Here is a 24582-nt window from a genome sequence, read left to right as displayed (position 1 = left end):
AGTACTTCCTCTGTATCGCCACGAGTCAATTCGTGACCGACGGCCCGCCGGCTTGGTCGGTGGCATGAAAAATTCGGCCCGGCGGCCGAGTGGATGAGAGTTCTAGCAAGTGTTCGCGCAAGTCAGAGTGCATCTGTGCCAAGTTCAGGGTTCGCCACGACGTCTTCTCACCGTAACGTCTGGGACACTCATCGCAACCGGCGCTAGCCGATCAGCCGAGGCAACTACACCGGATCTTCTGAATAGACCAGGCGAAATCCGCCCGAGATCAACCTCTTACCAATTGCAAAAGTTGACTTTCCCCCATCGGCCGCCTTCTCCGGAAATTTCGCCCATTTCCGTGCGTTTGATTGCGGTCGATTCCTGACCGCAATCGTCGATAGCGTGGTTCGTATGACAACCGGACTTCGAGCCCTTCGTGCCCTCAATCGGGCGACGCTCGCGCGGCAGTTGCTGCTGCGGCGCGCCGACATCTCCGTCCCGGAGGCGCTGAGCCGGGTGGGCGGGCTGCAGGCGCAGACCGCGCAGACCTGGTACGTCGGTTTATGGACGCGCCTGGCCGGTTACTCGCCGGCGGCCACCTCCGACCTGCTCGCCGACGGGTTGCTGGTGCGGATGGCGCTGATGCGCGGGACCATCCACCTCGTCGCCGCCGACGACGCCCGATGGTTGCGGCCGCTGGTCGACCCGGTCATCCACCGCGGCACGATGGGCGCGTTCGGCCGCGACCTGCGCGACGTCGACCGGGACGAACTGGCGGCGCTGGCCCGCAAGGCGCTCGCGGAACGGCCGATGACCTTCACCGAGCTGGGCCGCGAACTGGCCGTGCGCTGGCCGGGACGCGACCCGCTGGCCCTGGGCAACGCGGCCCGGGCGTGGCTGCCGCTGGCGCAGTCCCCGCCGCGCGGTCTCTGGGGACGCAGGGGAAAGGCGGCGCACCACGTCTTCCCCGCGCCGCTGATCGATGCGCCGGTAGATCGGCTGGTATTGAGTTATCTGTCGGCTTTCGGACCGGCGACCGTGCTGGACTGCCAGCAGTGGTCCGGGCTGACCCGGCTCGCCGAGGTGTTCGAGCGGCTGCGACCGTCGTTGGTGGCGCTGCCCGGCGGGTATTTCGACCTGCCGGACGCGCCGCGCCCCGACCCGGAAACGCCGGCGCCGGTGCGATTCCTCTACGACTTCGACAACCTGCTGCTCTCGCACGACGACCGCCGCCGGGTGCTCGGCGACGTCGACTACACCAGCCAGGGGTGGGGCGGCGGAAACATGGAGATGCCGCGGTCGCTGCTGGTCGACGGTTTCGTCGCGGCGACATGGAAAGAGACGAAAGGCCGTTTGACCGTACGCCCGTTCCGGCGCCTCACCGCGCGCGAGCGCGCCGAGATATCGGCCGAGGGCGCCCAGTTGCTCGCGTTCCTGGCCCCTGATGCGCCCCACGAGATCGCCTTCCGCGACGACTAGCCGAGTAAGTCCTAAGCCGAGTCAGTGGCCGTGGACGAGTCAGTGGCCGTGGACGAGTCAATGGCCGAGGACGAGTCAATGGCCGTGGACGAGTCAATGGCCGTCGACGACTCAATGGCCGTAGCTGATCAGCGATCTGATCGCCGTCCGTCCGTCCGCCAGCCCGCCGCCCCCCGCCCGCATATCCGACATTTCCCGATACTCGCCAGGTCGGCTGGGCCGCTGGACGGCTGGGCCCGGCGCGCGGCCGCGCGGGCTTCCATTCCGTGAGACGAGCGTCCGCCTGCTGAGACCCGCGTCCGCATCACGGATCCACCGTCCACGATGTGGGACCCGCGTCCATTGTAGAGAGTACCTTCGTCACGCAATGAGGCTTTCGTCCGGCAGGTTTTTCCGGCCGAATGTGAACCTTGGAAAGTTATGGCTCGTATGTGGGCGTAACTCTCCAAGGTTGCCAAAAATCCATGATGTGGCCGCGGTGTCCACATAGCGGGACCGCCCGGCCGCGAGTGGATCACCACAGGGCCTCAGCTCTCTCGCTACCGCGCCACCGGCCAGGCCGCGACGAGGGCACTCACCGCCGACCACCACGGTTAGGTCTAGCCCGTGGCGCGGGCAGCCAGAGGATTGATTCCCCATTCGGGCACAGGCGGCACTGCGCCGGCCGCCGTCCGCTCGCAGGTAGCGGCTGCCGCCGAGGGTCGGCTCCGCGAACGAGCATTCGTTTCGGGGTCGGCCCAGCGGCGAAACTTCCCACGCGGGAGCTCGGCAAACGCACACCGTCACAACTCCCCGCAGGCTCTCAGCGTGGCACGACTTTTTCGACGGCCCACTGCCGCCACGTGTCGAGCCGGTGCTGCACCTGGGCGAGCTGCTCGGCCACCGGACCCGGGCCGGTCGAGCCCGGCGTGGTGCGGGCGGCCAGCGCCGACTCCACCGACATCACCTCGCGCACCGACGGGTCGAGGTGCTCGCTGACCGTCTTCAGGTCGTCGTCGGTGAGGTCCTCCAGCTCGCACTCGCGCACCGAGCACAGCGCCACCAGCTTGCCGGTGATCTCGTGGGCGTCGCGGAACGGGACGCCCTTGCGCACCAGCCAGTCGGCGACCTCGGTGGCCAGCGAGAAGCCCACCGGTGCGGCCGCGGCGAGGCGGTCGACGCGTACGGTCATCGTGGAGATCATGCCGGCCAGCGCCGGCAGCAGCAGCGACAGCGTCTCGATCGCGTCGAACGCCGGCTCCTTGTCCTCCTGCATGTCCCGGTCGTAGGTCAGCGGCAGGCCCTTGAGCATGGTCAGCACCGCGATCAGGCCGCCGATGAGCCGGCCACTCTTGCCGCGGGCCAGCTCGGCGATGTCCGCGTTCTTCTTCTGCGGCATGATCGACGACCCGGTGGCGAAGGCGTCGTCGAGCTCCACCCAGCCGAACTCGGTCGACGTCCACAGCACCACCTCCTCGCCGAGCCGGGAGAGGTGCACCCCGATCAGCGCGGTCACGAACAGGAACTCGGCCACGAAGTCGCGGTCGGCCACCGCGTCCATCGAGTTCGGCGCGGGCGCGGTGAACCCCAGCTCCTTGGCCACCGCGGCCGGGTCGAGCGGCAACGACGAGCCGGCCAGCGCACCCGACCCCAAGGGCGAGATCGCCGTACGCCCGTCCCAGTCCCGCAACCGGTCGAGATCACGCAGCAGCGGCTGAACGTGCGCGAGCAGCCAATGCCCGAACGTGACCGGCTGAGCGTGCTGCACGTGCGTCATGCCCGGCGCCGGGGTGTCGATGTTGCGGGACGCCTGCTCGGTCAGCGCGTCGGCCAGCTCGACCACCGACACCGCCAGCCCGCGCGCGTGATCGCGCAGGTAGAGCCGCAGATCGGTGGCCACCTGGTCGTTGCGTGAACGCCCGGCGCGCAGCTTGCCGCCCAGCGATCCGAGCCGTTCCAGCAGCCCGCGTTCGAGCGCGGTGTGCACGTCCTCGTCGTCGACCGTGGGCCGGAACTCGCCGGTGGCGCACGCCTGCTCGAGGTCGTCGAGCGCGGCCAGGATCTGGCCCAGCTCGGCCGGGTCGAGCAGCCCGGCCCTCGACAGCACCCGGGCGTGCGCCCGCGAGGCGAGCAGATCGTAGGGCGCGAGGCGCCAGTCGAACTGCACGCTCACGCTGAGGCGCGCGAGCGCGTCCGCCGGGCCGCCGGAGAACCGGGCACCCCACAGTCGCGTAGCACCATCGCTGTCCGACACGCTGTCTCCTTCCACCGCCGGAACCCTAGCGGTCCGGACGGGAACTAAAGTCGCGGGAATGACTCCCACGATCGATCTCAGCAACGACGTCGTCACCCTCACCCGCGCGCTGTGCGACATCAACTCGGTCAGCGGCGCGGAGAAGGAGATCGCCGATGCGGTTGAGGTGGCGCTCAAGGCGTACCCGCATCTGGAGGTCCGGCGCGACGGCGACGCGATCGTGGCCCGCACCAACCTCGGCCGGCCGACCCGCGTGGTGCTGGCCGGGCACCTCGACACCGTCCCGATCAAGGACAACCTGCCGACGACGATGACCGGCAGCGGCGACGACGAGACGATCCACGGGCGCGGCACCGCCGACATGAAGGCCGGTGACGCGGTGTTTCTCAAGGCGGCGGCGCTGCTGGCGAGCCCGCGTTACGACGTGACCTACGTCTTCTACGACCATGAGGAGGTCGCGGCGCGGCTCAACGGTCTCGGCCGGCTGGTCCGCGAGCACCCGGACTGGCTGGCCGGCGACTTCGCGATCCTCGGCGAGCCGTCGAACGCGGGGATCGAGGGCGGCTGCCAGGGCACGATGCGGGTCGAGATCACCGTGCCCGGCCGGGCCTCGCACGCGGCCCGCTCCTGGCTCGGGGTGAACGCGATCCACGCGGCCGGTGAGGTGCTCGACCGGCTCCGGCGCTACGAGCCGCGCGAGCCCGCGGTCGACGGCCTGCGCTACCACGAGGGCCTCAACGCGGTGCGCATCGAGGGCGGCATCGCCGGCAACGTCATCCCGGACCGCTGCACGATCTCGGTCAACTACCGCTTCGCCCCCGACCGCGACCCGGCCGCGGCCGAGCAGCATCTGCGGGAGGTCTTCGCCGGTTACGAGCTCACCGTCGCCGACTCGGCCCCGGGCGCGCGGCCCGGCCTGGACCACCCGGCCGCCCGCGCGTTCGCCGACGCGGTCGGCCGCGAGCCGGTGGCCAAGCTGGGCTGGACCGACGTGTCCCGGTTCGCCGCGCTGGGCATCCCGGCCGTCAACTTCGGGCCGGGCGACCCCAACCTCGCGCACACCGACAACGAGTTCTGCCCCACCAGCGACATCCGGGAGTGCCTGGACATCCTCACCCGCTGGCTGGCCTGACCGCCGCACTGCCCCGCCCACCATCGGACCGACGGCTCAACCCGCGACCTGAGCGATGGCACCGGGCATCGCGTACATGTGCGCGAACGCCCGGGCCTCCTCGCCGGTCCACAGCGACGAGCCGTACCCGTAGACGACACCCTCGCGGGCGGCCGCGTCCAGCAGGCTGTGCGGGCTGCGGCTGCCGAGCAGCACGATGTTGCCCTTGTGCAGCCGGACGCGCACGTCGCCGGTCACCCGGCCCTGGCTGGAGTCGAGGAACGCGCGGAAGTCGTCCAGGATCGGGTCGTAGTAGACCGCCTCGTGCAGCAGATCCCCGTACGTCGTGCCGAGCGTCGCCTTGGTCGCCTGCTGCCGGTTGCTCAGCACCAGCCGCTCCAGCTCGCGGTGCGCGGCGATGAGGATCAGCATGCCGGGCGCCTCGAAACCGACCCGGGCGAGGTTGCCGACCATCGTCGATCCCATGTGGATGCCCCGCCCGACGCCGTGCGCGCCGCCCAGCTCGTTGAGCGCCTTGAGGATCGCGTAGTTCGGGCTGTTCGCCAGCGCGACGCCGTCGGCCGTCGCCGCCACCACCTCGCCCCTGTCGAACGACAGCACCAGCTCGACACCCTCGGCGGGCGCCTCGTCGATCGACTCCGTGTACGTCCACGCGCTCTCCGGCAGATAATCCCAGGAGCCGTACGTCTCCCCGCCGCCGATGGTCGTCCCGATGAGGCCCTCGTTGATCGAGTACGTGGTCGTCTTGGCGCTCACCTCGAAACCGTGCCCCCGCAGGAACTCGGACTCCTCCTCCCGGGTGAGCCGCTCGTCCCGGATCGGCGTGACGATCTCGAGCTTCGGCGCGAGCGCCCGGATCACCGCGTCGTAGCGCACGTGGTCGGCCCCCGCGCCGGTCGAGCCGTGGCCCACCGCGTCGGCGCCGTTCTCCAGCGCGACCTGCACCACCTTCTCGGCCTGGATCATGCGTTCCGCGCCGACGCACGACGGGTACCCGCCGTTGCGCAGGTAGTTCGCCTTGATCCCGTACGTGATGACGCGGGAGTAGAGCTCGGCCCGCGCGTCCACGATGAAGTGCCCGGCCGAGCCGAGCTCCTCGGCGCGCGCCTTGACGGACTCGCCTTCGCCGCTGTGCAGGCCGCCGGTGTCGATGTTCGCGGTGAGCACCTCCCAGCCCTGCTCCCGCAGGGAGACCAGCGCGTACGAGGTGTCCAGGCCGCCGGAGAAGGCGAGAACGATCTTGCGATTGGTCATTCTTCTAATCCTTGGGGATTTCGAGGATGGGCACGTACGTCTTGCCGCCGTCCAGCAGGTGGCCGGGCGCGAGCACGTAGAAGTCGCTCTCGCCCGCCTCGACGGCCTTCTGCATGGCGCTCTGCCGCTGGTAGTCGAACGGGTCGAGCAGGAAGCTCGGTGTCCGCGCGGCGTGCCGGACGCCGGTGAAGTCGCTCTCGTAGACGAACGAGCCGGGCGAGGTGTGGAACGGCACGGTCGCGACCAGGATCTTCAACGCGCCGAACCGGGTGTGCACCTTGAGCGCGCTGTTGTCGTACTGGGTGACGCCGTCGAGCTTGCGCGCGCGATAGGCGGACAGTGCCAGCGCCTTGGCCGCCTGGCCGAGACCGACAGCGGGCATCAGCGACCACAGCGACCAGCCGACCCACGTGCCGGGGGCGGCGCTGGGCGCGGCGCAGTATCCGCCGATCGGCACCGGCCCGGTGTACCCGGAGGTGCGCATGGTCTCCTGCACCGCGCGCAGGTGCTGCTTCACGTCGATGTCGAACCGGAACGTCGAGCGTTCCACCATCGCCGCGAACTCGTCCTGCGGCAGGCTCGCGATCACCGCCGCGCTCGGCATCAGGATGAGGTCGACCATCACCCACTGCGGCATCGGGATGCCACGGTCGCCGAACGCGATGCCGTTGATCACGTTGAAGAGGTTCAGGAATTCCCGGCTCGACCAGCTCTGCCCGGTGGTGTCGGTGAAGTCGAGCCAGGTGAGCTGATGACCGTAGGGCGTCTCGTTGAGATGCTCGCGCAGCGTCGCGTTCGAGGCGAGGAAGAACTCGACCTCACGGGCCGCGAGGCCCTGCACGTGATCGGCGAAGTCCGGGAAGTGGACCTCGACCGGCGGCTGCTCGGTCACGATGACATCTCCTGAGGTTCGAGGCTCCAGGCGCTCAGCTTCCCGGCGAGTGCGGCGCCGGAGCCGGGCCCGTCGTCGCGGGACACGACGAGGATGGTGTCGTCGCCGGCGATGGTGCCGACGATGTCGGTGAGCCCGGAGCGGTCGAGCGCGCTGGCCAGGAACTGTGCCGCCCCCGGCGGGGTGCGCAGCACCGCGATGTTGCCGCTCGCGTCCACGCCGGTGAGCAGCTCGCGCAGCAGCCGCACCAGCCGGGCCGGGGCGTTCTCGGCCTCGCGCAGCGGCCGCTTGCCGTCCTCCGGGATCAGGTATGCCCCGCTGACCTTGACGGCGCCCATCTCCTCCAGGTCGCGGGAGAGGGTGGCCTGGGTGACCTGCACGCCGTCGGACGACAGCAGGTCGGCCAGCTCGGTCTGGGAGCGCACCTGCCGATCCCGGATCAGCTCGACGATGCGGGCGTGCCGCGCCGCGCGGGTCGGGTGGACGAACTCGCCTCTCATGACTGCTCGTTCACCGCCAGCAGCCAGGCCAGCAGCGCCTTCTGCGCGTGCAGCCGGTTTTCCGCCTGGTCGAACACGGCGCTCTGCGGGCCGTCCATGACCTCGTCGGTGATCTCCTCGCCGCGGTGCGCGGGCAGGCAGTGCAGGACGATCGCCTCCGGCGCCGCGGCGGCGAGCAGCTTCTCGTTGACCTGGTACGGGCGGAACGGGGTGAGCCGGTCCCGGCCGTCGCTCTCCTGACCCATCGAGGTCCACGTGTCGGTGGCGAGCACGTCGACGCCGTCGGCCGCCTCGAACGGGTCGCGCAGCACCTCGACCGAGCCGCCGGTCCACGCGGCGATCTCCGCCGCCCGGGAGACCACGGCGGCGCTCGGGTCGAACCCGGAGGGCCCGGCGACGCGGACGTGCATGCCGGCCGTGGCGCCCGCCAGCAGATAGGAATGCGCCATGTTGTTGGCGGCGTCGCCCACGTACGCGATCTTGCGGCCCGCCGTCCCGCCCAGCCGCTCGCGCACGGTCTGCAGGTCGGCCAGCAGCTGGCAGGGGTGGAAGCCGTCGGTCAGCGCGTTGATCACCGGAACGTCCACCTGGGACGCGAGCTCGGCGAGCCGCTCGTCGCCGGTGGTCCGGAACACCATGGCGGCCGCGTACCGCGCGACGACCCGCCCGGCGTCGGCCAGCGACTCACCGCGCCCGAAGTGGGTGAGCTGGGTGTCCACGATCATCGGCTGGCCGCCCAGCTCGGCGATGCCGGCCTCGAACGAGAGCCGGGTGCGCAGGCTGACCTTGTCGAAGAAGACGGCGACCGAGCGCGGTCCGGCCAGCGGCCGGTACGCGAACCGGTCGGCCTTCATCGAGGCGGCGAGGTCGAGGACGTCGGACTGCTCCTGCGGGGTCAGGTCGTCGTCGCGCAGGAAGTGCCGGGTCACCGCACACCGTCCAGTGCCGAGATGAACGCGTCGGCCTGCTCGGCGCTGACGATCAGCGGCGGGGCGATGCGGATGACGTCCGGGACCGCGGCGTTGACCAGGAAACCGGCGTCGCGCAGCCGGGCCGTCAGCGAGGCCGCGACCGGTTCGGCGAGCACGATGCCGAGCAGCAGGCCGGCGCCGCGCACCTGGCTGATCATCGGGTGGTTCAGGCCCTCGATGCCGCGGCGCAGCTGCTCGCCGACGCGCTTGACGTGGTCGAGCAGGCCCTCGCCGGCGATCGTGCGGATCACCGCGAGACCGGCCGCGCAGGAGATCGGGTTACCGCCGAACGTGGACCCGTGCGAGCCGGGGGTGAACAGGTCGGCGGCCTTGCCGAAGGCCACGCAGGCGCCCAGCGGCAGGCCGCCGCCGAGACCCTTGGCCAGCGTGATCACGTCCGGCTCGACCCCCTCGCTCTGATGGTGGAACCAATGCCCGGTGCGCCCGATGCCGGTCTGGATCTCGTCGAGCACCAGCAGGGCGCCGGTGCGGTCGCAGATCTCGCGCGCGGCGGCCAGGTAACCGGGCGGGGGCACCACGACGCCGTTCTCCCCCTGGATGGGCTCGAGGATGACCATCGCCGTGTCCGTGTCGACGGCACTGTTCAGCGCATCCGAGTCACCATAAGGGACATGCTCGACATTTCCCGGTAACGGCCGGAACGGGTCGGACTTGGCCGGCTGCCCGGTCAGCGCCAGCGCCCCCATCGACCGGCCGTGGAACGCGCCGTGTGTGGCCACCACCCGGGAGCGGCCGGTGAGCCGGGACAGCTTGAACGCGGCCTCGACCGCTTCGGTGCCGGAGTTCGCGAAGAACACCCGCCCGGCGCGGCCGGCCAGGGTGAGCAGCAGGTCGGCGAGCGCCACCGCGGGCTCGGAGATGTAGAGGTTGGAGACGTGCCCGAGGGTCTGGACCTGCTGGGTGACCGCGGCGACGACGGCCGGGTGGGCGTGGCCCAGCGCGTTCACCGCGATCCCGCCGAGGAAGTCGACGTACTGCTTGCCGTCCTCGTCGGTGAGCACCGCACCCTCGCCTCGGACGAAGGCGGTCTGCGGCGTCCCGTAGTTGTTCATCATGGTCTGCGACCAGCGGCTGACCAGGCTCATGCGACCACCATCGTTCCGATTCCCTCCGGGGTGAAGATTTCCAGGAGCGTGGAGTGCGGGACGCGGCCGTCGACGACGTGCGCGGCGCTCAGGCCACCGCGCACGGCGCGCAGGCACGCCTCCATCTTGGGGACCATTCCGGCTTCCAGGCGCGGCAGCAGTTTCGCCAGGTCGCCGGCCTCGATCTGGCGGACCAGCGAGCCGGTGTCCGGCCAGTCGGTGTAGAGGCCGGGCACGTCGGTGAGGATGACCAGCTTGCGCGCGCCCAGCGCCTCGGCCAGGGCGGCGGCCGCGCTGTCCGCGTTGACGTTGTGCAGCACGCCGTCCTTGTCCGGCGCGACGGTGGCGATCACCGGGATGCGGCCGGCCGCGATCAGGTCGTCGACCGCCGACGTGTCCACCCGGTCGACGTCGCCGACCTGCCCGAGGTCGACCTCGGTGCCGTCGACGAGCGTGCCCCGGCGGACCGCGGTGAACAGCTTGGCGTCCTCACCGGACAGCCCCACCGCGAACGGGCCGTGCTGGTTGATCAGGCCGACCAGCTCGCGGCCGACCTGACCGGTCAGCACCATCCGGACCACGTCCATGGTTTCCGGGGTGGTGACCCGCAGGCCGCCGCGGAACTCCGACTCGATCCCGAGGCGGCCCAGCATCCGGCTGATCTGCGGTCCGCCGCCGTGCACCACGACCGGCTTGATCCCGGCGTACCGCAGGAAGACCATGTCGGCCGCGAACGCCTGCTGCAGCGACGGGGTGACCATCGCGTTGCCGCCATACTTGATCACGACGGTGGCGCCGTGGAAGCGCTCCAGCCACGGCAGCGCCTCGATCAGGACCTCGGCCTTCTCGACAGGGTTCACGATGAATACGCCGAGTTCTCGTGGACGTAGGCGTGCGACAGGTCGGTCGTCCAGATCGTCGCCGCCATCTCGCCCTCCCGCAGGTTGACCGTGATCCGCACGTCGCGGCCGGTCAGGTCCACGGTGGAGCGGTCCGCGGCGGCGGCACCGCCCTTGCAGATCCACACGTCGTTGATCGCCACGTCCACGCGCTCGGGCTCGAAGGCGGCCTGCGTCGTGCCGACCGCGGCGAGGATCCGCCCCCAGTTCGGGTCGTTGCCGAACATGGCCGTCTTCACCAGGTTGTTGCGGGCGACCGCGCGGCCCACCTCCACCGCGTCGGCCTCGCTGGCCGCGCCCCGCACCTCGATCGCGATGTGCTTGGTGGCGCCCTCGGCGTCGGAGATCAGCTGCTGGGCCAGATCGTGGCAGACCTCGGTGACGGCGGCGGTCAGCTCCTCCGGCGACGGCTCGGCACCGGAGGCACCGCTGGCCAGCAGCAGGACCGTGTCGTTGGTGGACATGCACCCGTCCGAGTCGAGCCGGTCGAACGTGACCCGGGTGGCCTCGCGCAGCGCGGTGTCCAGGGTCTCGTTGTCGGCCGAGGCGTCGGTGGTGACCACCACGAGCATGGTGGCCAGCGCGGGGGCGAGCATGCCGGCGCCCTTCGCGATGCCGCCGACCGACCAGCGGCCGCGTTGCACCACCGCGTTCTTGGTGACCGTGTCGGTCGTCATGATCGCCTCGGCGGCGGCCGGCCCGCCGTCGGCCGCGAGGGCCTTGGCCGCGGCGCTGACGCCGGGGAGCAGCTTGTCCATCGGCAGCAGCTCACCGATCAGGCCGGTCGAGCAGACGGCCACGTCACCCGGGCCGACGAGTTGGGGTTTCGTGCCTGCACGCAGCACCGCGGCGGTGTGCTCGGCGGTGGCGTGCGTGTCGCGGAAGCCCTGGGTGCCGGTGCAGGCGTTGGCGCCGCCCGAGTTGAGCACCACGGCCCGCACCACGCCGCCCTTGAGGACCTGCTCGCTCCACATCACCGGCGCGGCCTTGACGCGGTTGCCGGTGAAGACACCGGCGGCCGTGAAATCGGGCCCGTCGTTGACGACCAGCGCGACGTCCGGGTTGCCGGACGGCTTCAGCCCGGCGGCCACGCCGCTGGCCCGGAAGCCCTTGGGGTGGGTGACGGTCACGGCGCCACCCCGAACACCGACAGGCCCAGCGTCTCGGGCAGGCCGGACATGATGTTGGCGCACTGCACGGCCTGACCGGCTGCGCCCTTGCCGAGATTGTCGAGCGCGCTGAGCACCAGGATGCGGCCCGAGTCGGCGTCGACAGTGGCCTGCAGGTGGCACGAGTTGGAGCCGGCGGTGGCGGCCGTGTGCGGCCACTGGCCCTCGGGCAGCACGTGCACGAACGGCTCGCCGGCATACGCATCTTTCAGCACCGCGCGCGGATCGGCCTCGGTCGCGAAACGGGCCGTGACCGTGGCCAGGATGCCGCGCGGCATCGGCGCGAGCACCGGGGTCATCGACAGCGACGTGGCGCCGGTGGCCTGCTTGATCTCCGGCACGTGCTGATGGACGCCCACCTTGTATGGCGTGAGGTCGCCCATCACCTCGCTGCCCAGCAGATGCGCCTTCGCACTGCGGCCCGCCCCGGACGTGCCGGAGCTGGCGACCACGACGACATCCGCGGGGTCGGCGACGCCGGCCGCGATCAGCGGGGCGAGCGCGAGGGTGACGGTGGCCGCATAACAACCCGTGTTGGCGACCCGGGTGGCCGCGGCGACGCGGGCGCGCTGGCCGGGCAGCTCGGGCAGACCATACGTCCAGGTGCCGGCGTGCGCGCCGCCGTAATAGGTGCCCCAGGCGCTCGCATCCGCCAGCCGGAAGTCGGCGCCCAGATCGACGATCTTGACCGACTCGGGAAGCTGGGCGGCCAGGGCCGCCGACTCGCCGTGCGGCAGCGCGAGAAAGACCAGGTCAGCCTCGCTCAAGGTGGCCGCGTCGGTGGCGCCGAGCGTGAGGTCTAAACCGGTCAGCTGCGGATGAACGGCAGTGACATGTGTGCCTGCTTGCGAGTGTGCCGTGGCGGCCACGAGATCGAACTCGGGGTGCCCGGCGAGCAGGCGAAGCAACTCGCCGCCCGCATATCCACTGGCCCCGGCCACAGCGACCCGGATTCCCATACCAACCTCCGCATGACTATGCAGAGAACCGTATCAACCCACACCACCGAGGGGCAACCGCGATCACCCGGAGGGTGCGGTGGTATCACTTGTCCCATGACTGACAAGACGATCGTCGCGATCCGCGAGGCCGCCGGGGCGTATGCCGAGGCCGTCCGCACCACCCAGCGTTTCTTCGAGCACCTGGAGGACACCGAGGACCCGTCGGCGCTGGCCGAGTACGCCACGCTGGTCGAGCGGGAGAAGGTCGCTGAGCAGGCCAGACTCGACGCGATCGAGGCCGCGGGGCTGGAGGTGCCGAGCATCGACGAGAGCGACCCGGACAACTAGGTTGCAAGTTCCGGAACCGGCCTGGTGTTCCGGAACCGGTTCCGGGCTGGAAGACTCCGAATGATTCACAGAAGCAGACCGTGCCACCGCGGTCCTGACCTCGGAGGCGCAAGTGCCTGCTGATCTTCCGTACCGGGATCCCTCCCTGCCCGTCGAGCGGCGCGTGGAGGATCTGCTCGGCCGGATGACCCTGCCCGAGAAGGTCGGGCAGATGCTCCAGCTGGACTCGCGCACCGACCTGAAGGAGATCGTCAGCGAGAAGCTGGCCGGCAGCATCCTGCACACCTCCCCGGCGAAGATGCTCGAGGCGATCGACCTGGTCGCCAAGACGCGCCTGCAGATCCCGTTGCTGACCGCCGAGGACTGCATCCACGGGCACTCGTTCTGGCCGGGCGCCACGATCTTCCCGACCCAGCTCGGCATGGCCTGCACCTGGGATCCGGAGCTGATCGAACGGGTCGCCCGGGTCTCGGCCGTCGAGATCTCGGCGACCGGCACGCACTGGACCTTCTCGCCGGTGCTGTGCATCGCTCGCGACCTGCGCTGGGGCCGAGTCGACGAAACTTTCGGCGAGGATCCGTTCCTGATCGGCGAGTTCGGCGCCGCGATGATCCGCGGCTACCAGGGCGACGGCCTGCAGGACCCGACCGGCGTGCTGGCCACCGCCAAGCACTTCGCCGGCTATTCCGAGACCCAGGGCGGCCGGGACGCCAGCGAGGCCGACATCAGCCCCCGCAAGCTGCGGTCCTGGTTCATGCCGCCGTTCGAGCGGGCCGCGCGCGAGGGTGCCCAGATCTTCATGATCGGCTACCAGTCGATGGACGGCGTCCCGATCACCGCGAACCGCTGGCTGCTCAACGACGTCCTCAAGGAGGAATGGGGTTTCGCCGGCACCCTGGTCACCGACTGGGACAACGTGGGCCGGATGGTCTGGGAGCAGAAGGTGGCCGCCGACTACGCGGAGGCCGCGGCGCTCGCGGTCCAGGCCGGCAACGACCTCATGATGGTCACCCCCGGCTTCTTCGAGGGTGCGCAGGAGGCGGTCGCGCGCGGCCTGCTCACCGAGGCCGAGATCGACGCCGCGGTCCGCCGGATCCTGCGGCTGAAGTTCTCGCTCGGCCTGTTCGAGAACCCGCGCGTCCCCGACCCGGAGCGGCAGCGGACGGTCATCGGCATCCCCGAGCACGCCGCGCTGAACCTCGAGGTCGCCCGCAAGTCGCTGGTGCTGCTGCGCAACGACGACGGCGTGCTGCCGATCGACGCGGCGGCGAAGTTCCGGCGCATCGCGGTGATCGGGCCGAACGCCGACGACGTGTCCGCGCAGCTCGGCGACTGGGCGGGCAACTCCGGCCAGGTCGACTGGATGCCCGACGGGCACCCCCGCGAGATGACCGAGACGGTGCTCGACGGGTTCCGGGCGGTGGCCCCGGCGGCCTGGGACATCATCCACGCGCGCGGCGCCGACATCGAGCGCCTGGTACCGGACCCGGAGGGCGCGACCTACCCGGACGGGCAGCCGCGGCCGCCGATCTCGCAGGGCGCGCCGATCGACGCGCACCTGATCAGCGTGGCCCGGGACGCGGCGATCCGGGCCGACTACGCGGTGGTGGTCGTCGGCGACACGGTGAACCTGACCGGTGAGCACAAGTCGACCGCGACGCTGGAACTGCAGGGCGGCCAGATCGCGCTGCTCGACGCGATCGCGGCCACCAAGACCCCGATGGTCGTCGTGCTGATGAACTCGAAGCCGTGCGTGCTGCCCGAGTCCGCGCTGAACGCGGCCGTGATCATCCAGGCGTTCAACCCGGGCATGCGCGGCGGCCGGGCCATCGCGGAACTGGTGCTCGGCCTGATCGAGCCGAGCGGCCGGATGCCGTTGTCGGTGCCCCGGCACGTCGGCCAGCAGCCGGTCTTCTACAACCAGATCCGCGGCCAGCACGGCACCCGCTACGCCGACCTCACCCAGGACCCGCTGTTCGTCTTCGGCGAGGGGCTGACCTACACCACGATCTCGTACGCCGATCTGACCGTCACCACTCCGGCGGTCGCCCCGGACGGCACCGTCAAGGCCGAGGTGACGCTCACGAACACGGGTACTCGCGACGGCGTGGAGACCGTTCAGGCGTACGTGAGTGATCTGGTGACCAGCGTGACCTGGGCGGTGCGCGAGTTGAAGGCGTACCGGCAGGTGCTGGTGCCGGCCGGCCAGTCGGTGACGGTCGCGATCGAGGTGCCGGCCGCCGCATGTTCGCTGGTCACCGCGGACGGCCGCCGGGTGGTCGAGCCGGGCGACTTCGAGTTGCTGGTCGGGCCGAGCTCGCGCGAGCGCGACCTGATGCGGGCGCCGTTTACCCTGTCCGCGTGATCAAACGCTGGCTACGGCGTCTCCTGTTCGCCGGACTGATCGCCGGCCTGCTCGGCGGGCTGGTCCTGGCCGGTGGCGAGATCTGGGAGCGGGCCGGCGCGAGGGGCCACGTCTACCACGAGGCCACGGTGCCGGCCGCGCCCGTCGCGCTGGTGCTCGGCGCGCAGGTGTACGCGGACGGCACCCCCTCGGCGTACCTGGCCGCCCGTCTCGACATCGCCAAGCGCCTGCTGGACGCGGGCAAGGTGCGGGTGGTCCTGCTGTCCGGCGACCACCGCCGCTGGGACTACGACGAGCCGGGCTCGATGGAGGTCTACCTGCTGGCGCACGGTGTCCCGGCGCGGCAGATCGTGCTCGACTACGCGGGGTTCGACACCTACGACTCGTGCGCGCGGGCCAAGCGGATCTTCGGCGTACAGAAGGCCATTGTCGTGACCCAGAGTTTCCACATCGACCGGGCCGTCGCGTTGTGCCGCCATCTCGGCGTGGACGCCACGGGCGTGGGCGACGAATCGGTGAAGCACATGCGCGCGATCTGGACGCGCAACCTGATCCGCGAGCGCGGCGCCACCGTGAAAGCCGTCTACGACGTGCTCTCCGGCCGGGACCCGGCGTTGCTCGGCCGCCGGGAGACCGGGATCCAGGACGCGCTTTCCTAAACTTCAGACATTGATGTCCATGGACACGCCATCCCCTTTGGACAACAGTGTTGGTCATGGCCAAGTCCACAAGACGCACCTTTCTCGCGGTGTCGGCGGCGGCTGCCGCGGCCGGCATCGCCACGCCCGCGCAGGCCGCGGAACGCCACAGCGCTCCGCCCGATCGTGAACTCCGGGACCTCCTCAAGAAGATCGACCCCAAGCGCATCGAGGGGACCGTCCAGAAACTGGTCTCCTTCGGCACCCGGCACACCCTCTCCGTGCAGGACGACCCGGTCCGCGGGATCGGCGCCGCCCGCGACTGGATCTTCGCGGAGCTCGGCCGGTACGCGTCCGCCTCGAACGGCAGGATGACCGTCGAGCTGCAGTCGTTCGTGCAGCCGGTGTCGCCGCGCATCCCCGTTCCGACCACCATCACCAACGTCGTCGCCACCCTCAAGGGCAGCGTCACGCCGGACCGGATCTACGTGGTGACCGGCCACTACGACTCGCGCGTCACGGACGTCATGAACGCGACCGACGACGCACCGGGCGCCGACGACGACGCCTCCGGGGTCGCCGTGATCATGGAGCTGGCCCGGGTGATGGCGACCCACCGGCCGGAGGCGACGATCGTGTTCGCCGCCGTCGCCGGGGAGGAGCAGAACATCTACGGCTCCGACTACCTGGCCCAGTCGTTCAAGGATCGCAACGCCGACGTGCAGGCGATGTTCAGCAACGACATCGTCGGCACCGGCAACGCGCACGATGGCACCCGCGACGACTCCCGGACCGTGCGCCTGTTCGTCGAGGGCGTGCCCACCTCGGAGACGGCCGCCCAGGCGAACATCCGCAAGAGCGTCGGCGGCGAGAACGACGGCGCGTCCCGCCAGCTCGGCCGGTTCGTGGAGAGCGTCGCGGAGAATCCGGACACCGGCATGAAGGTGCGCGTCATCTGGCGCCGCGACCGTTACCTGCGCGGCAGCGACCACATCTCGTTCCTGCTCCGCGGCTATCCGGCGGCCCGTTTCACCGAGCCGCGGGAGAACTTCGCGCACGAGCACCAGGACGTCCGGGTCGAGGACGGCGTGCAGTACGGCGACCTGATCGAGTTCTGCGATTTCGCGTACATCGCCAGGGTTGCGAGGGTGAACGGGGCGTCGCTGTGGAACCTGGCCCAGGCGCCCGGCACGCCGAAGGGCGTCGTCATCGACACGACGCAGCTCACCAACGAGACGACGCTGCGCTGGACGCTCGGCACCGAGCCCGATCTGTCTGGGTACGAGGTGCTCTGGCGCGAGACGACGGCTCCGGACTGGGAACACGTGGTCAAGGTGGGAAAGGTGGACACCGTGACGATCGATCTGTCCAAGGACAACGTCTTCTTCGGCGTCCGCGCGGTCGACTCGTCCGGTCATCGCAGCCCGGCCGCCGCGCCCGCCCCCTCAAGTTAGCTCGGTGATGACACGATGACCCTATGTCTGTCGAGCAAACCATCCGGCTGATCTTCGGCGACACCTCGCGCGCCGCCGCGACACACACCAACCTCTCCGCCGTACGCCTCGACGGCCGCGTCCTGTGGATCGCCGGGGACGAGACCGCGACGGTGGAGAGGCTGGTGGCCGACGATCCGGGCAAGCCGTCCGAGTTCGGCGACGAGCGCACGTTCCGCCTCGCCGACTTCGTCGATCTGCCCGGCGACGACCAGGACGAGGAGGCGGACGTCGAGGGCCTGGCCCGCACCGGCCACTTCCTGTGGGCGGTCGGCTCGCACAGCCTGCGCCGCAAACAGATCAAGGAGCGGCACGACGACGAGAAGGCCTTGCGGCGCCTGGCTCGGGTGGAGGGTCAGGACAATCGCCAGGTCCTGGTACGCCTCCCCATCGCCGACGTGGACGGCATCCCGACTCCGGTGCGCGAGTTGACGGCGGACGGCGTACGGCATCGGGCGGCCGCGCTCGCCGGGCGTGACGACCTGCGCAGGCTGCTGGCCGACGACGAGCACCTGGGGGCGTTCCTGGACATCCCGGGCAAGGACAACGGACTCGACGTGGAGGGCATCGCGGTCGTCGGCGACCGCGTCTACCTGGGTTTACGCGGCCCGGTCCTGCGCGGCTGGGCGTTCGTGCTCGAGTTACGCCCGTACGTGTCGCCGGAACGCCCGGACCGCCTGCGCCTGCGTCCGTTCAGCGACGGATCCCCGTACCGCAAGCATGTCCTTGATCTTGAGGGTCTGGGGGTGCGTGACCTGTGCCCGGCGGGCGACGACCTGCTGATCCTGGCCGGCCCGACGATGGATCTCGACGGCCCGGTTCGCATCTATCGCTGGCGCGACGCGGCGCGGGTCGAGATGCCGACCATCGTGCGCGGCGACCTGATCTCGCGGGAGGTGGAACTGTCCTACGGCGAGGGCGACGACCACGCCGAGGGGATCAGCCTGTTCGGCGACCACATCCTCGTCGTCTATGACAGCCCGGCCGCGATCCGGCTGACCGCGGACGGTGCCGTGCTGGCCGACGTGGTCCGGCGGCGTTGATGTCGCCTTCGTTCCAAACGGTCCGTCAGTCGTACGCTTCCCTCGCCGCGCTCTACATCGACATGTTCGGCGCGACCTCGCAGGTGGACGCGGACGACCTCGCCCTGATCGGCCGGCATCTGACCGGGACGGTGGTCGACGCGGGTTGCGGGCCGGGGCACCTCACCGCGTATCTGCGGTCGCTGGGCGTTTCGGCGAGCGGAATCGACCTGGTTCCGGAATTCATTGCGCACGCGCGTGCCACCCACCCGGATGTCCCGTTCCACATCGGATCGATGGACGATGTCGAAGGTCCGGTGGACGGGATTCTTTCCTGGTATTCGCTCATCCACCGGCCGCCCCACGAGCTCGACGGTGTGCTCGCCCGGTTCCGCCGGGTGCTGAAACCCGGCGGAACCCTGGTGGTCGGGTTCTTCGACGGCGACGAGGTGGTCCCGTTCCCGCACAAGGTGACGACGGCCTACTTCTGGCCGGTCGACGAGTTCGCGGCGCGGCTGGTGAAGGCCGGTTTCACCGAGGTCGAACGGCAGCGGCGACCCACCGACGGCCCGCGCCGCGCGCATGCGGCGATCGCGGCTCGTTAAAGCTCGTCAAAGAGAGCGCTGGTGCACCCGGTACGAACTAACGGCCAGCCAGGCCGTCACGATCGCCAGCGCGGCGAGCAGCCCGGTTCGTTGCAGCACGACCGTCCAATTCGGATCCACTTGCAACGCTTCCCGGCTCGCGACCGCGGCCCAGTCCACCGGATTGAAGCGTGCCACCCGGCTGACCCAGCCCGGCATCAGCGCGGGGGCCATCATCACCGAGGACAGGAACGCCAGCGGCAGCACCAGGAACTGCGAGATGGCGATCAGTGCCTCGTGCTGCCGGACGAGCAGGGCCACGGCGTACGAGAAAGAGGCGAAGACCAGCGCGAGCAGGACCGCGCAGCCCAGCACCGTCAGCAATCCGAGCGGACCACCGTGGTAGCGGGCGCCCGCCAGCAGCCCGGTGCCGAACACGATCAGCGACTGGACGACGGTGACCAGCGCCTGATGGGTCAGGCCGGCGGCGACCAGGGTGGGGCGGCGGATCGGCGAGATCAGGGTCCGGTCCATCACGCCCCGTTCCATGTCGTCGACGATCGTCGTACCCGCCCAACCGGCCGACATCATCGCGGTCATCACGACCACGCCGGGGGTCAAATAGTCCAGGTAGCCGCCGGTGCCGAAGCCGGGCAGCTCGGCGACGCGGCGGAAGAGCTGGCCGAACAACAGCAGCCACAGCATCGGCTGGACCAGCGTGAAAAGTAGGTAGGCGGGCTGGCGCGACAAGGTCCGCAGGGATCGGCCGGACAGCAGGCGGGCGTGGGTGAGGGCGGTCATGCCGGCACCACCTCGAGCGGACCCACTCCCGCTTTTCCGCCCGCTTCCGCTTCGGCGAAGCTGCGGCCCGCGAAGCGCATGTATACATCGTCGAGCGACGGCCGCGCGACCCCCGCCGCGACGAGTTCGACACCGGCGCCGTCCAATGCGGACAGCACGACGGGCAGAACGGCCGCGCCGTTGCGCACCCGTGCGTGCAGCGACCCGCCTTCGGACACCGTCTCCCCCACGCCCGGCACCGCGGCGAGGGCCGCTCGCGCCCGTGCCGCATCGGCCGGGCGGGCGAGACCCACCCGAACCGTATCGCCGCCGAGCCCGTTCTTGAGCTCGTCCGGGGTGCCGGCCGCGACCACCCGGCCGGCGTCCACGATCACGAGCTGCGCGGCGAGGTGGTCGGCCTCCTCCAGGTAGTGCGTGGTGAGCAGCACGGTCATCCCGTCCTCGCGGGCCAGCCGGGCGATCTCCGCCCACAGGTCCAGGCGGGCCTGCGGGTCGAGGCCGGTGGTGGGCTCGTCGAGGAACAGCACGCGCGGCCGGTGCATCAGCCCCATGGCCACGTCGAGCTTGCGTTGCATGCCGCCGGACCAGGTGCCGGCCCGGCGGCGCGCGGCCGCGGTCAGCCCGAAGCGGTCCAGCAGTTCGCCGGCGCACCGACGGGCCTCCTTCGCGGACGAGCCGTGGATGCGGGCCTGCATCACCAGGTTTTCCAGGCCGGTGGCGACCGGGTCGAAGCCGGGCCGCTGCGGCACGTAGCCGATCAGCCGCCGGACCCGCTCGGGGTGCTCGCCGACGTCGATGCCGTGGATGGCGGCACGGCCCCGGTCCGGCCGCGACAGCGTGGTCAGGATGCGGATCGTGGTGGACTTCCCGGCGCCGTTGGGGCCGAGCAGCCCGAACACGATGCCGGGGCGTACGGCGAAACTCAGACCCGCAAGGGCTTGGACCTTCCCGTACGCCTTGCCGAGCTCGACGGCTTCGACAGCGGTTGTGGACATGCGCACTCCTAGCACGAGGTGAAGGAGGCGGCGTGGGCTACCGTGATGATGCGGGCACGCACGGCAGGCCAACCGCCTCGGTGTGTGTCAAACCGTGGCCGCGGTGTTGACGCACCGCGGCCACGCTCATTCGTTGACGCTGTTCGCGGCCTTCTCCGCGCCTCCTGCTTCCTCCGCTCCAGGGACGAAGAGCATCCGGGCCAGCATGATCATCATGACGACGAAGCCGCCGACCACCGCGATCCACGACCAGGCCCAGCCGACGGTCAGCGTCAGCACGATGAACACGGTGACGGTGACCAGCCAGTTGACCATCGTGTAGATACCGAACCGCGCGGCCGCCGCCGGATCGCGGCTGAAGCGGTCGCCCACCTCCCGATGCTCGTCCTGCATCCGCACCACCCACTGTTTGTGCCGGTTGGTCTGGGTCGCGCCGAGATAGCTCAGCAACCCGACCGCCGCCAGCACCAGCACGATGCCGCCGATCAGCCAGCCGACCCCGTCGTCCCGGACGAAGAGCCACCCCCCGGCCAGTCCGGCGACGACCAGCAACACCCCGATCCCGTACGCGGCGGCCCGGCGCACCGGCATCGGATGATTGTGGTTCGTCTCCTGGCGAAGCGCGTCAGCGGTGATCGCCCCGGCCGCCACCGCGACCGCGAGCCCAGCGGCGATCGCCCCGCCCAGCGGCACGTCGGCAACGGTGGCTTCGAGGGCCAGGACGGCCAGCCCCGCGATGCCCAATGTGGACAACGCGACGGTGCGCACCACGAAGCCCGGCCTCGGCCGCACCCGCTGCTGATACCAGGGCGCGGCCGACTCGGTGCCGTCGATGAGCGCCCGGAGGTCACCGAGCTCCTCGACGGCTTGCCGGGCACCCCGGTCCGCGGGCATCCCCTCGGCCTCCAGCTCGGCGACCCGGGCGACCAGGTTGGCCCGGACCTCGTCCTTGAGCTCCTGCCGTTCCGGGGTCATCTCGACGCCCGCGAACGCCTCGTCGAGCAGCCGGTGAACATACATGCTGTCGTGGGGGATGGTCACGATGACCGCCTTCCGTGCCAGCCGTCGCGGGAACCGGTCGACCGGTCCAGTTCGAGCAGAGAATCGATGAGGTCGCGGGTGACTTCCCAGGCCGACACGTTGCGGCCGTACACGGCCCGCCCCGCGTCGGTGATCCGGTAATACTTGCGCCGGCCGCCCTGGCTTTCGTCACCCCAGTACGCCTCGATGAGGCCGTCCTTCATGAGCCGCCGGTACGTCGCGTACAGGGTGGCTTCCTTGATCTCGTGCCGCCCGCCGGTGGCGTCCCGGATCCGCTTGAAGATCTCAAACCCGTAGCTGTCCCCGGCCCGCAGCACCGCCAGCACGATCGTGTCGGTGTGCCCACGCAGCAGGTCAGCAGCGAGGGCGTCGACGCTGTTCTCAACCACGGCAACTACTGTATCAGGCACAGTACTTGACGCGATAGAGCTCCGGGAAAGAACGGCCCACGCTCAGCGCGCACGACACGGCGTTCCGGAGGCCTGGCCCGACGGATGCAGCGAAACCGCACGTCAGACGGGGGTGGTCGGTGGCGCCAGGACTCCCGCGTCGCGCAGATCGGCGGCATCGAATCCCCCGGCCACACGGTCCGCGAGTCCGGTCGCGCTTCGGTGAGGTCGGCTCCGTCCAATTGGGGGCCGAGCAGGTTGGTTCCACCCCTGGGAGGCGTCCGGCGTTTTCACATGGTGGACATAGATCTTCTGATCGGCCGTCGACACCCCGAAATTTGTCGTACGCATGTTCGAAGATGGTCCGCGTGATGGCAGAACTGGAGCAGCTCAGTGAGGACGCGGCAAAGCTCGCGGCCTCCGTCACGGATGTGCAAGGCGCGGCGTAATGCAAGCCCAGGTCTTACTAGTTGGGATTTGGGCCTGCCGACCAATCCCGCCGTGCCGCGAATCTTGATCGAGCCTTCGCGAAGATCCATCCCTTACGGGACAACGGATCCGGAACCCGTGATCGGACTATCGGTCGCGTGCTGGCCTATTCCACCCGCTGCCAAAGGTGAAGGGTCGACCGAGGGCCCAGCTCGCCGCTTCATCAATGGTGCCTCCATCGCGAACGTCGTGCCTAGGAACGCGCTACCGATCATCAATGCCCCGGCCACGTCACCCCTGGGCCAATGACTATAGTCATTGGCCCAGGGGTGACGCCCTCGTAGCGCCATCATCCAGAACAAGGGCGGAAAGGCAAAGCCGTACTCGGTCAGACAGGTCCTGACCGCGATCAAGAAGCTGGAGGAGCGATCGTGAGCGCTGCCGATCACTACACCTACCGAGTTCACTGGTCGGCGGAGGACGAGGAATACGTCGGCACCGTGGCCGAGCTGCCCTCGGTGTCCTGGCTGGCCCCGGACCGCCTCGAAGCCTTCATCGGCATCCAGCGGGCAGCCGAGGAGATCGTCACCGAAATGCAGGCGTCCGGCGAGGAAACCCCGGGCGCGATCGCCGACAAGCACTACTCCGGCAAATTCCAGGTCCGAGTGCCCGAAGAAGTCCATCGGCGGCTGGCCATACGCGCCGCCGAACAAGGCGTCTCACTCAACGCCCTGGCGACATCACGGCTTGCCGGCGCCTGATCAGACGAAAGGCTGCGCCGGCCATGTCCGTTTGGGTATCCGGCCGCTCCAGCACGGCGAGAGTCGGCACACCTCCGCCGGCCTCGCAGCGGTGGGAGCGCCACAGTGGTCACAGCGATCAAGCCAACCCCAGGTCTCACTAGTTGGGATTCGGACCTGCCGACCGATCCTGCCGTGGCATGTGCGATGTGTCAGGCGATCTGACGAAGATCGTTGCCGTAGTCGAAGATGATCCGCATCCGGGCACCCAACGCCCGCGCATACCGGCTCAGCGTCGCCACCTCGTTGACATCGAGGTCTCCGTTCTCGATCTGGCTGACCCGCCCGGGCGAAACACCCATCAACTCGGCCACCTGCCGCTGCGTCAATCCCAGCCGCTTGCGCTCCTCAGCAAGGTGGTACGCACTGATCCAGGCTTCGGTCCGTGCCCGCTCCACGGCAAGGGCGTCCTCGTCCCCGTCGTGCAGCTCCGCCCGGAGGTCTTCCCAATCGTGGAACTCGCTCACGAGTCGTCCCTCCGCTTCCTCCCCTCCGCCAGCCACCTGTCGAAGGCGGCCTCGGCGATCGGAATCGCCGTCGTATACCACCGGCTAGAGTCGCCGGCCTTTTACCCGCCACCAGCAACACCGCCTGCGACCACGGGTCGAAGACAAACAGCACCCTGATCGCGACATCCCGGCCCGACCGCGGTCGCAGCTCCTTGAGATTGCTGATGGTCGACCCCTGCAATGTATCGACCATCGGGACGCCCGAGCGCCGGACCGGCCTCGGCGAGCATGTCGACAGCCACATTTACCGAGCGGAAGACATCCGGATCCGTCCGACGCAACGCCCGAAGCTAGTCACGCACGTCGGACGTGGTCTTGATCGACCAACGACGCGGCTCAACCGGAGGCATGGCAGAACTATAGCCCGAACTAAACCCGAGCGGGAGCGGTCCGCGCATCGCATCGCTCACCCGGCACGCTTCCGCAGGTCAGTTGATGGGTGGACCTTCCGGGGCTCGAACCTGGTGGACCGAACGTCGCACCCACCTCCAAACGCCAGTCCAACGCCGCTCGAAGCCGCTCCAGCACGGCGAAAGTCGGCACACTTACACCGGCTCAAGCGGTGGAAACGCCATAGCGGCCACAGCGATCAAGCCAACCCCAGGTCTCA

At 69.8% G+C, this 24582-nt stretch carries 24 protein-coding genes; 9 read left to right on the top strand and 15 right to left on the bottom strand.

Features of this window, described 5'->3' with window-relative positions; genetic code table 11:
* Positions 1 to 393 precede the first annotated feature (393 nt).
* A complete protein-coding gene (locus HH310_RS35090) occupies positions 394 to 1461 on the top strand; it encodes a winged helix DNA-binding domain-containing protein (RefSeq protein ID WP_169180040.1) in 1068 nt (355 codons plus the stop codon).
* Between the two features lie 802 nt (positions 1462 to 2263).
* On the opposite strand, the gene argH is transcribed toward HH310_RS35090, so the two are convergent.
* Complete coding sequence (argH, locus tag HH310_RS35080; protein ID WP_312034528.1) at positions 2264 to 3694, bottom strand: argininosuccinate lyase; 1431 nt, start codon at positions 3692 to 3694, stop codon at positions 2264 to 2266.
* Positions 3695 to 3752: 58 nt separating this feature from the next.
* On the opposite strand from argH, the gene dapE reads away from it, so the two are divergent.
* The gene (gene dapE, locus HH310_RS35075) at positions 3753 to 4826 is read left to right on the top strand and encodes a succinyl-diaminopimelate desuccinylase (RefSeq protein WP_169180039.1); all 1074 of its coding nucleotides are present in this window, start codon (positions 3753 to 3755) and stop codon (positions 4824 to 4826) included.
* A gap of 36 nt (positions 4827 to 4862) precedes the next feature.
* On the opposite strand, the gene argG is transcribed toward dapE, so the two are convergent.
* Genes argG through argC form a run of 8 tightly spaced genes read right to left on the bottom strand, consistent with a single transcriptional unit; the run spans position 4863 to position 12576 of the window.
* Positions 4863 to 6080, bottom strand: a complete 1218-nt coding sequence (gene argG, locus HH310_RS35070) for an argininosuccinate synthase (protein ID WP_169180038.1) — start codon at positions 6078 to 6080, stop codon at positions 4863 to 4865.
* A 4-nt stretch (positions 6081 to 6084) separates the two neighbouring features.
* Positions 6085 to 6972 carry a hypothetical protein gene (locus HH310_RS35065; RefSeq protein ID WP_169180037.1) on the bottom strand — a complete coding sequence of 296 codons (888 nt, stop codon included), beginning with the start codon at positions 6970 to 6972 and terminating at the stop codon, positions 6085 to 6087.
* A complete protein-coding gene (locus HH310_RS35060; RefSeq protein ID WP_169180036.1) occupies positions 6969 to 7472 on the bottom strand; it encodes an arginine repressor in 504 nt (167 codons plus the stop codon). Before HH310_RS35060 ends, HH310_RS35065 begins: the two co-directional genes overlap by 4 nt.
* Positions 7469 to 8401 (bottom strand): ornithine carbamoyltransferase, encoded by a 933-nt coding sequence (gene argF / locus HH310_RS35055; protein WP_169180035.1) that lies wholly within the window; start codon positions 8399 to 8401, stop codon positions 7469 to 7471. The genes HH310_RS35060 and argF overlap by 4 nt, the downstream gene beginning before the upstream one ends.
* Positions 8398 to 9549, bottom strand: a complete 1152-nt coding sequence (locus tag HH310_RS35050) for an acetylornithine transaminase (protein WP_169180034.1) — start codon at positions 9547 to 9549, stop codon at positions 8398 to 8400. The genes argF and HH310_RS35050 overlap by 4 nt, the downstream gene beginning before the upstream one ends.
* Positions 9546 to 10409: an acetylglutamate kinase gene (gene argB / locus HH310_RS35045; RefSeq protein WP_169180033.1), complete on the bottom strand. Its 864-nt coding sequence runs from the start codon at positions 10407 to 10409 to the stop codon at positions 9546 to 9548. The genes HH310_RS35050 and argB overlap by 4 nt, the downstream gene beginning before the upstream one ends.
* Positions 10406 to 11578: a bifunctional glutamate N-acetyltransferase/amino-acid acetyltransferase ArgJ gene (gene argJ / locus HH310_RS35040; protein ID WP_169180032.1), complete on the bottom strand. Its 1173-nt coding sequence runs from the start codon at positions 11576 to 11578 to the stop codon at positions 10406 to 10408. The genes argB and argJ overlap by 4 nt, the downstream gene beginning before the upstream one ends.
* Complete coding sequence (gene argC / locus HH310_RS35035; protein ID WP_169180031.1) at positions 11575 to 12576, bottom strand: N-acetyl-gamma-glutamyl-phosphate reductase; 1002 nt, start codon at positions 12574 to 12576, stop codon at positions 11575 to 11577. Before argC ends, argJ begins: the two co-directional genes overlap by 4 nt.
* A 96-nt stretch (positions 12577 to 12672) precedes the next feature.
* Here argC and HH310_RS35030 point away from each other — a divergent pair, with 96 nt between their 5' ends.
* The 6 genes from HH310_RS35030 to HH310_RS35005 all read left to right on the top strand — a co-directional run bounded on the left by HH310_RS35030 (position 12673) and on the right by HH310_RS35005 (position 19029).
* Positions 12673 to 12906 carry a hypothetical protein gene (locus HH310_RS35030; protein ID WP_169180030.1) on the top strand — a complete coding sequence of 78 codons (234 nt, stop codon included), beginning with the start codon at positions 12673 to 12675 and terminating at the stop codon, positions 12904 to 12906.
* A 112-nt stretch (positions 12907 to 13018) separates the two neighbouring features.
* Positions 13019 to 15271, top strand: coding sequence for a glycoside hydrolase family 3 N-terminal domain-containing protein (locus HH310_RS35025; RefSeq protein WP_169180029.1), 2253 nt, complete (start codon positions 13019 to 13021; stop codon positions 15269 to 15271).
* Entirely contained in the window at positions 15268 to 15930 is a 663-nt protein-coding gene (locus HH310_RS35020) for a vancomycin high temperature exclusion protein (RefSeq protein WP_169180019.1), read from the top strand. The genes HH310_RS35025 and HH310_RS35020 overlap by 4 nt, the downstream gene beginning before the upstream one ends.
* A gap of 56 nt (positions 15931 to 15986) precedes the next feature.
* Complete coding sequence (locus tag HH310_RS35015; protein WP_169180028.1) at positions 15987 to 17363, top strand: M20/M25/M40 family metallo-hydrolase; 1377 nt, start codon at positions 15987 to 15989, stop codon at positions 17361 to 17363.
* 23 nt (positions 17364 to 17386) lie between these two features.
* Positions 17387 to 18445 carry a DUF3616 domain-containing protein gene (locus HH310_RS35010; protein WP_169180027.1) on the top strand — a complete coding sequence of 353 codons (1059 nt, stop codon included), beginning with the start codon at positions 17387 to 17389 and terminating at the stop codon, positions 18443 to 18445.
* Positions 18445 to 19029 (top strand): trans-aconitate 2-methyltransferase, encoded by a 585-nt coding sequence (locus HH310_RS35005; RefSeq protein WP_169180026.1) that lies wholly within the window; start codon positions 18445 to 18447, stop codon positions 19027 to 19029. The genes HH310_RS35010 and HH310_RS35005 overlap by 1 nt, the downstream gene beginning before the upstream one ends.
* Before the next feature lie 6 nt (positions 19030 to 19035).
* Here HH310_RS35005 and HH310_RS35000 read toward each other — a convergent pair whose 3' ends face one another.
* The 4 genes from HH310_RS35000 to HH310_RS34985 form a co-directional block, all read right to left on the bottom strand.
* Complete coding sequence (locus HH310_RS35000) at positions 19036 to 19809, bottom strand: ABC transporter permease (protein WP_169180025.1); 774 nt, start codon at positions 19807 to 19809, stop codon at positions 19036 to 19038.
* A complete protein-coding gene (locus HH310_RS34995) occupies positions 19806 to 20804 on the bottom strand; it encodes an ATP-binding cassette domain-containing protein (protein ID WP_169180024.1) in 999 nt (332 codons plus the stop codon). Before HH310_RS34995 ends, HH310_RS35000 begins: the two co-directional genes overlap by 4 nt.
* A gap of 126 nt (positions 20805 to 20930) precedes the next feature.
* Positions 20931 to 21845, bottom strand: a complete 915-nt coding sequence (locus HH310_RS34990) for a permease prefix domain 1-containing protein (RefSeq protein WP_169180023.1) — start codon at positions 21843 to 21845, stop codon at positions 20931 to 20933.
* Positions 21842 to 22234, bottom strand: a complete 393-nt coding sequence (locus tag HH310_RS34985; protein WP_169180022.1) for a PadR family transcriptional regulator — start codon at positions 22232 to 22234, stop codon at positions 21842 to 21844. Before HH310_RS34985 ends, HH310_RS34990 begins: the two co-directional genes overlap by 4 nt.
* Positions 22235 to 23094: 860 nt before the next feature.
* On the opposite strand from HH310_RS34985, the gene HH310_RS45610 reads away from it, so the two are divergent.
* Positions 23095 to 23424: a type II toxin-antitoxin system HicB family antitoxin gene (locus HH310_RS45610; RefSeq protein ID WP_169180021.1), complete on the top strand. Its 330-nt coding sequence runs from the start codon at positions 23095 to 23097 to the stop codon at positions 23422 to 23424.
* A 191-nt stretch (positions 23425 to 23615) separates the two neighbouring features.
* Here the strand turns inward: HH310_RS45610 and HH310_RS34975 are convergent, their stop codons facing one another.
* Complete coding sequence (locus tag HH310_RS34975; protein WP_169180020.1) at positions 23616 to 23930, bottom strand: transcriptional regulator; 315 nt, start codon at positions 23928 to 23930, stop codon at positions 23616 to 23618.
* Positions 23812 to 24165: a type II toxin-antitoxin system RelE/ParE family toxin gene (locus HH310_RS34970; protein ID WP_248294732.1), complete on the bottom strand. Its 354-nt coding sequence runs from the start codon at positions 24163 to 24165 to the stop codon at positions 23812 to 23814. The genes HH310_RS34975 and HH310_RS34970 overlap by 119 nt, the downstream gene beginning before the upstream one ends.
* Between the last annotated feature and the right edge of the window lie 417 nt (positions 24166 to 24582).

Source organism: Actinoplanes sp. TBRC 11911, assembly GCF_012933445.1.
Taxonomy (GTDB): Bacteria; Actinomycetota; Actinomycetes; order Mycobacteriales; family Micromonosporaceae; genus Actinoplanes.
Note: the sequence above shows the minus strand (reverse complement) of the source record. Positions and strands in the feature narration are given on the sequence as shown.

Coding starts and splice junctions, on each gene's coding strand:
- HH310_RS35050 (WP_169180034.1), bottom strand. CDS start 9,549: ATGAGCCTGGTCAGCCGCTGGTCGCAGACCATGATGAACAACTACGGG.
- HH310_RS35030 (WP_169180030.1), top strand. CDS start 12,673: ATGACTGACAAGACGATCGTCGCGATCCGCGAGGCCGCCGGGGCGTAT.
- argG (WP_169180038.1), bottom strand. CDS start 6,080: ATGACCAATCGCAAGATCGTTCTCGCCTTCTCCGGCGGCCTGGACACC.
- HH310_RS34995 (WP_169180024.1), bottom strand. CDS start 20,804: ATGTCCACAACCGCTGTCGAAGCCGTCGAGCTCGGCAAGGCGTACGGG.
- HH310_RS35015 (WP_169180028.1), top strand. CDS start 15,987: ATGGCCAAGTCCACAAGACGCACCTTTCTCGCGGTGTCGGCGGCGGCT.
- HH310_RS35005 (WP_169180026.1), top strand. CDS start 18,445: ATGTCGCCTTCGTTCCAAACGGTCCGTCAGTCGTACGCTTCCCTCGCC.
- HH310_RS34970 (WP_248294732.1), bottom strand. CDS start 24,165: ATGGTCGATACATTGCAGGGGTCGACCATCAGCAATCTCAAGGAGCTG.
- HH310_RS35060 (WP_169180036.1), bottom strand. CDS start 7,472: ATGAGAGGCGAGTTCGTCCACCCGACCCGCGCGGCGCGGCACGCCCGC.
- dapE (WP_169180039.1), top strand. CDS start 3,753: ATGACTCCCACGATCGATCTCAGCAACGACGTCGTCACCCTCACCCGC.
- HH310_RS35010 (WP_169180027.1), top strand. CDS start 17,387: ATGTCTGTCGAGCAAACCATCCGGCTGATCTTCGGCGACACCTCGCGC.
- HH310_RS35090 (WP_169180040.1), top strand. CDS start 394: ATGACAACCGGACTTCGAGCCCTTCGTGCCCTCAATCGGGCGACGCTC.
- argC (WP_169180031.1), bottom strand. CDS start 12,576: ATGGGAATCCGGGTCGCTGTGGCCGGGGCCAGTGGATATGCGGGCGGC.
- HH310_RS35000 (WP_169180025.1), bottom strand. CDS start 19,809: ATGACCGCCCTCACCCACGCCCGCCTGCTGTCCGGCCGATCCCTGCGG.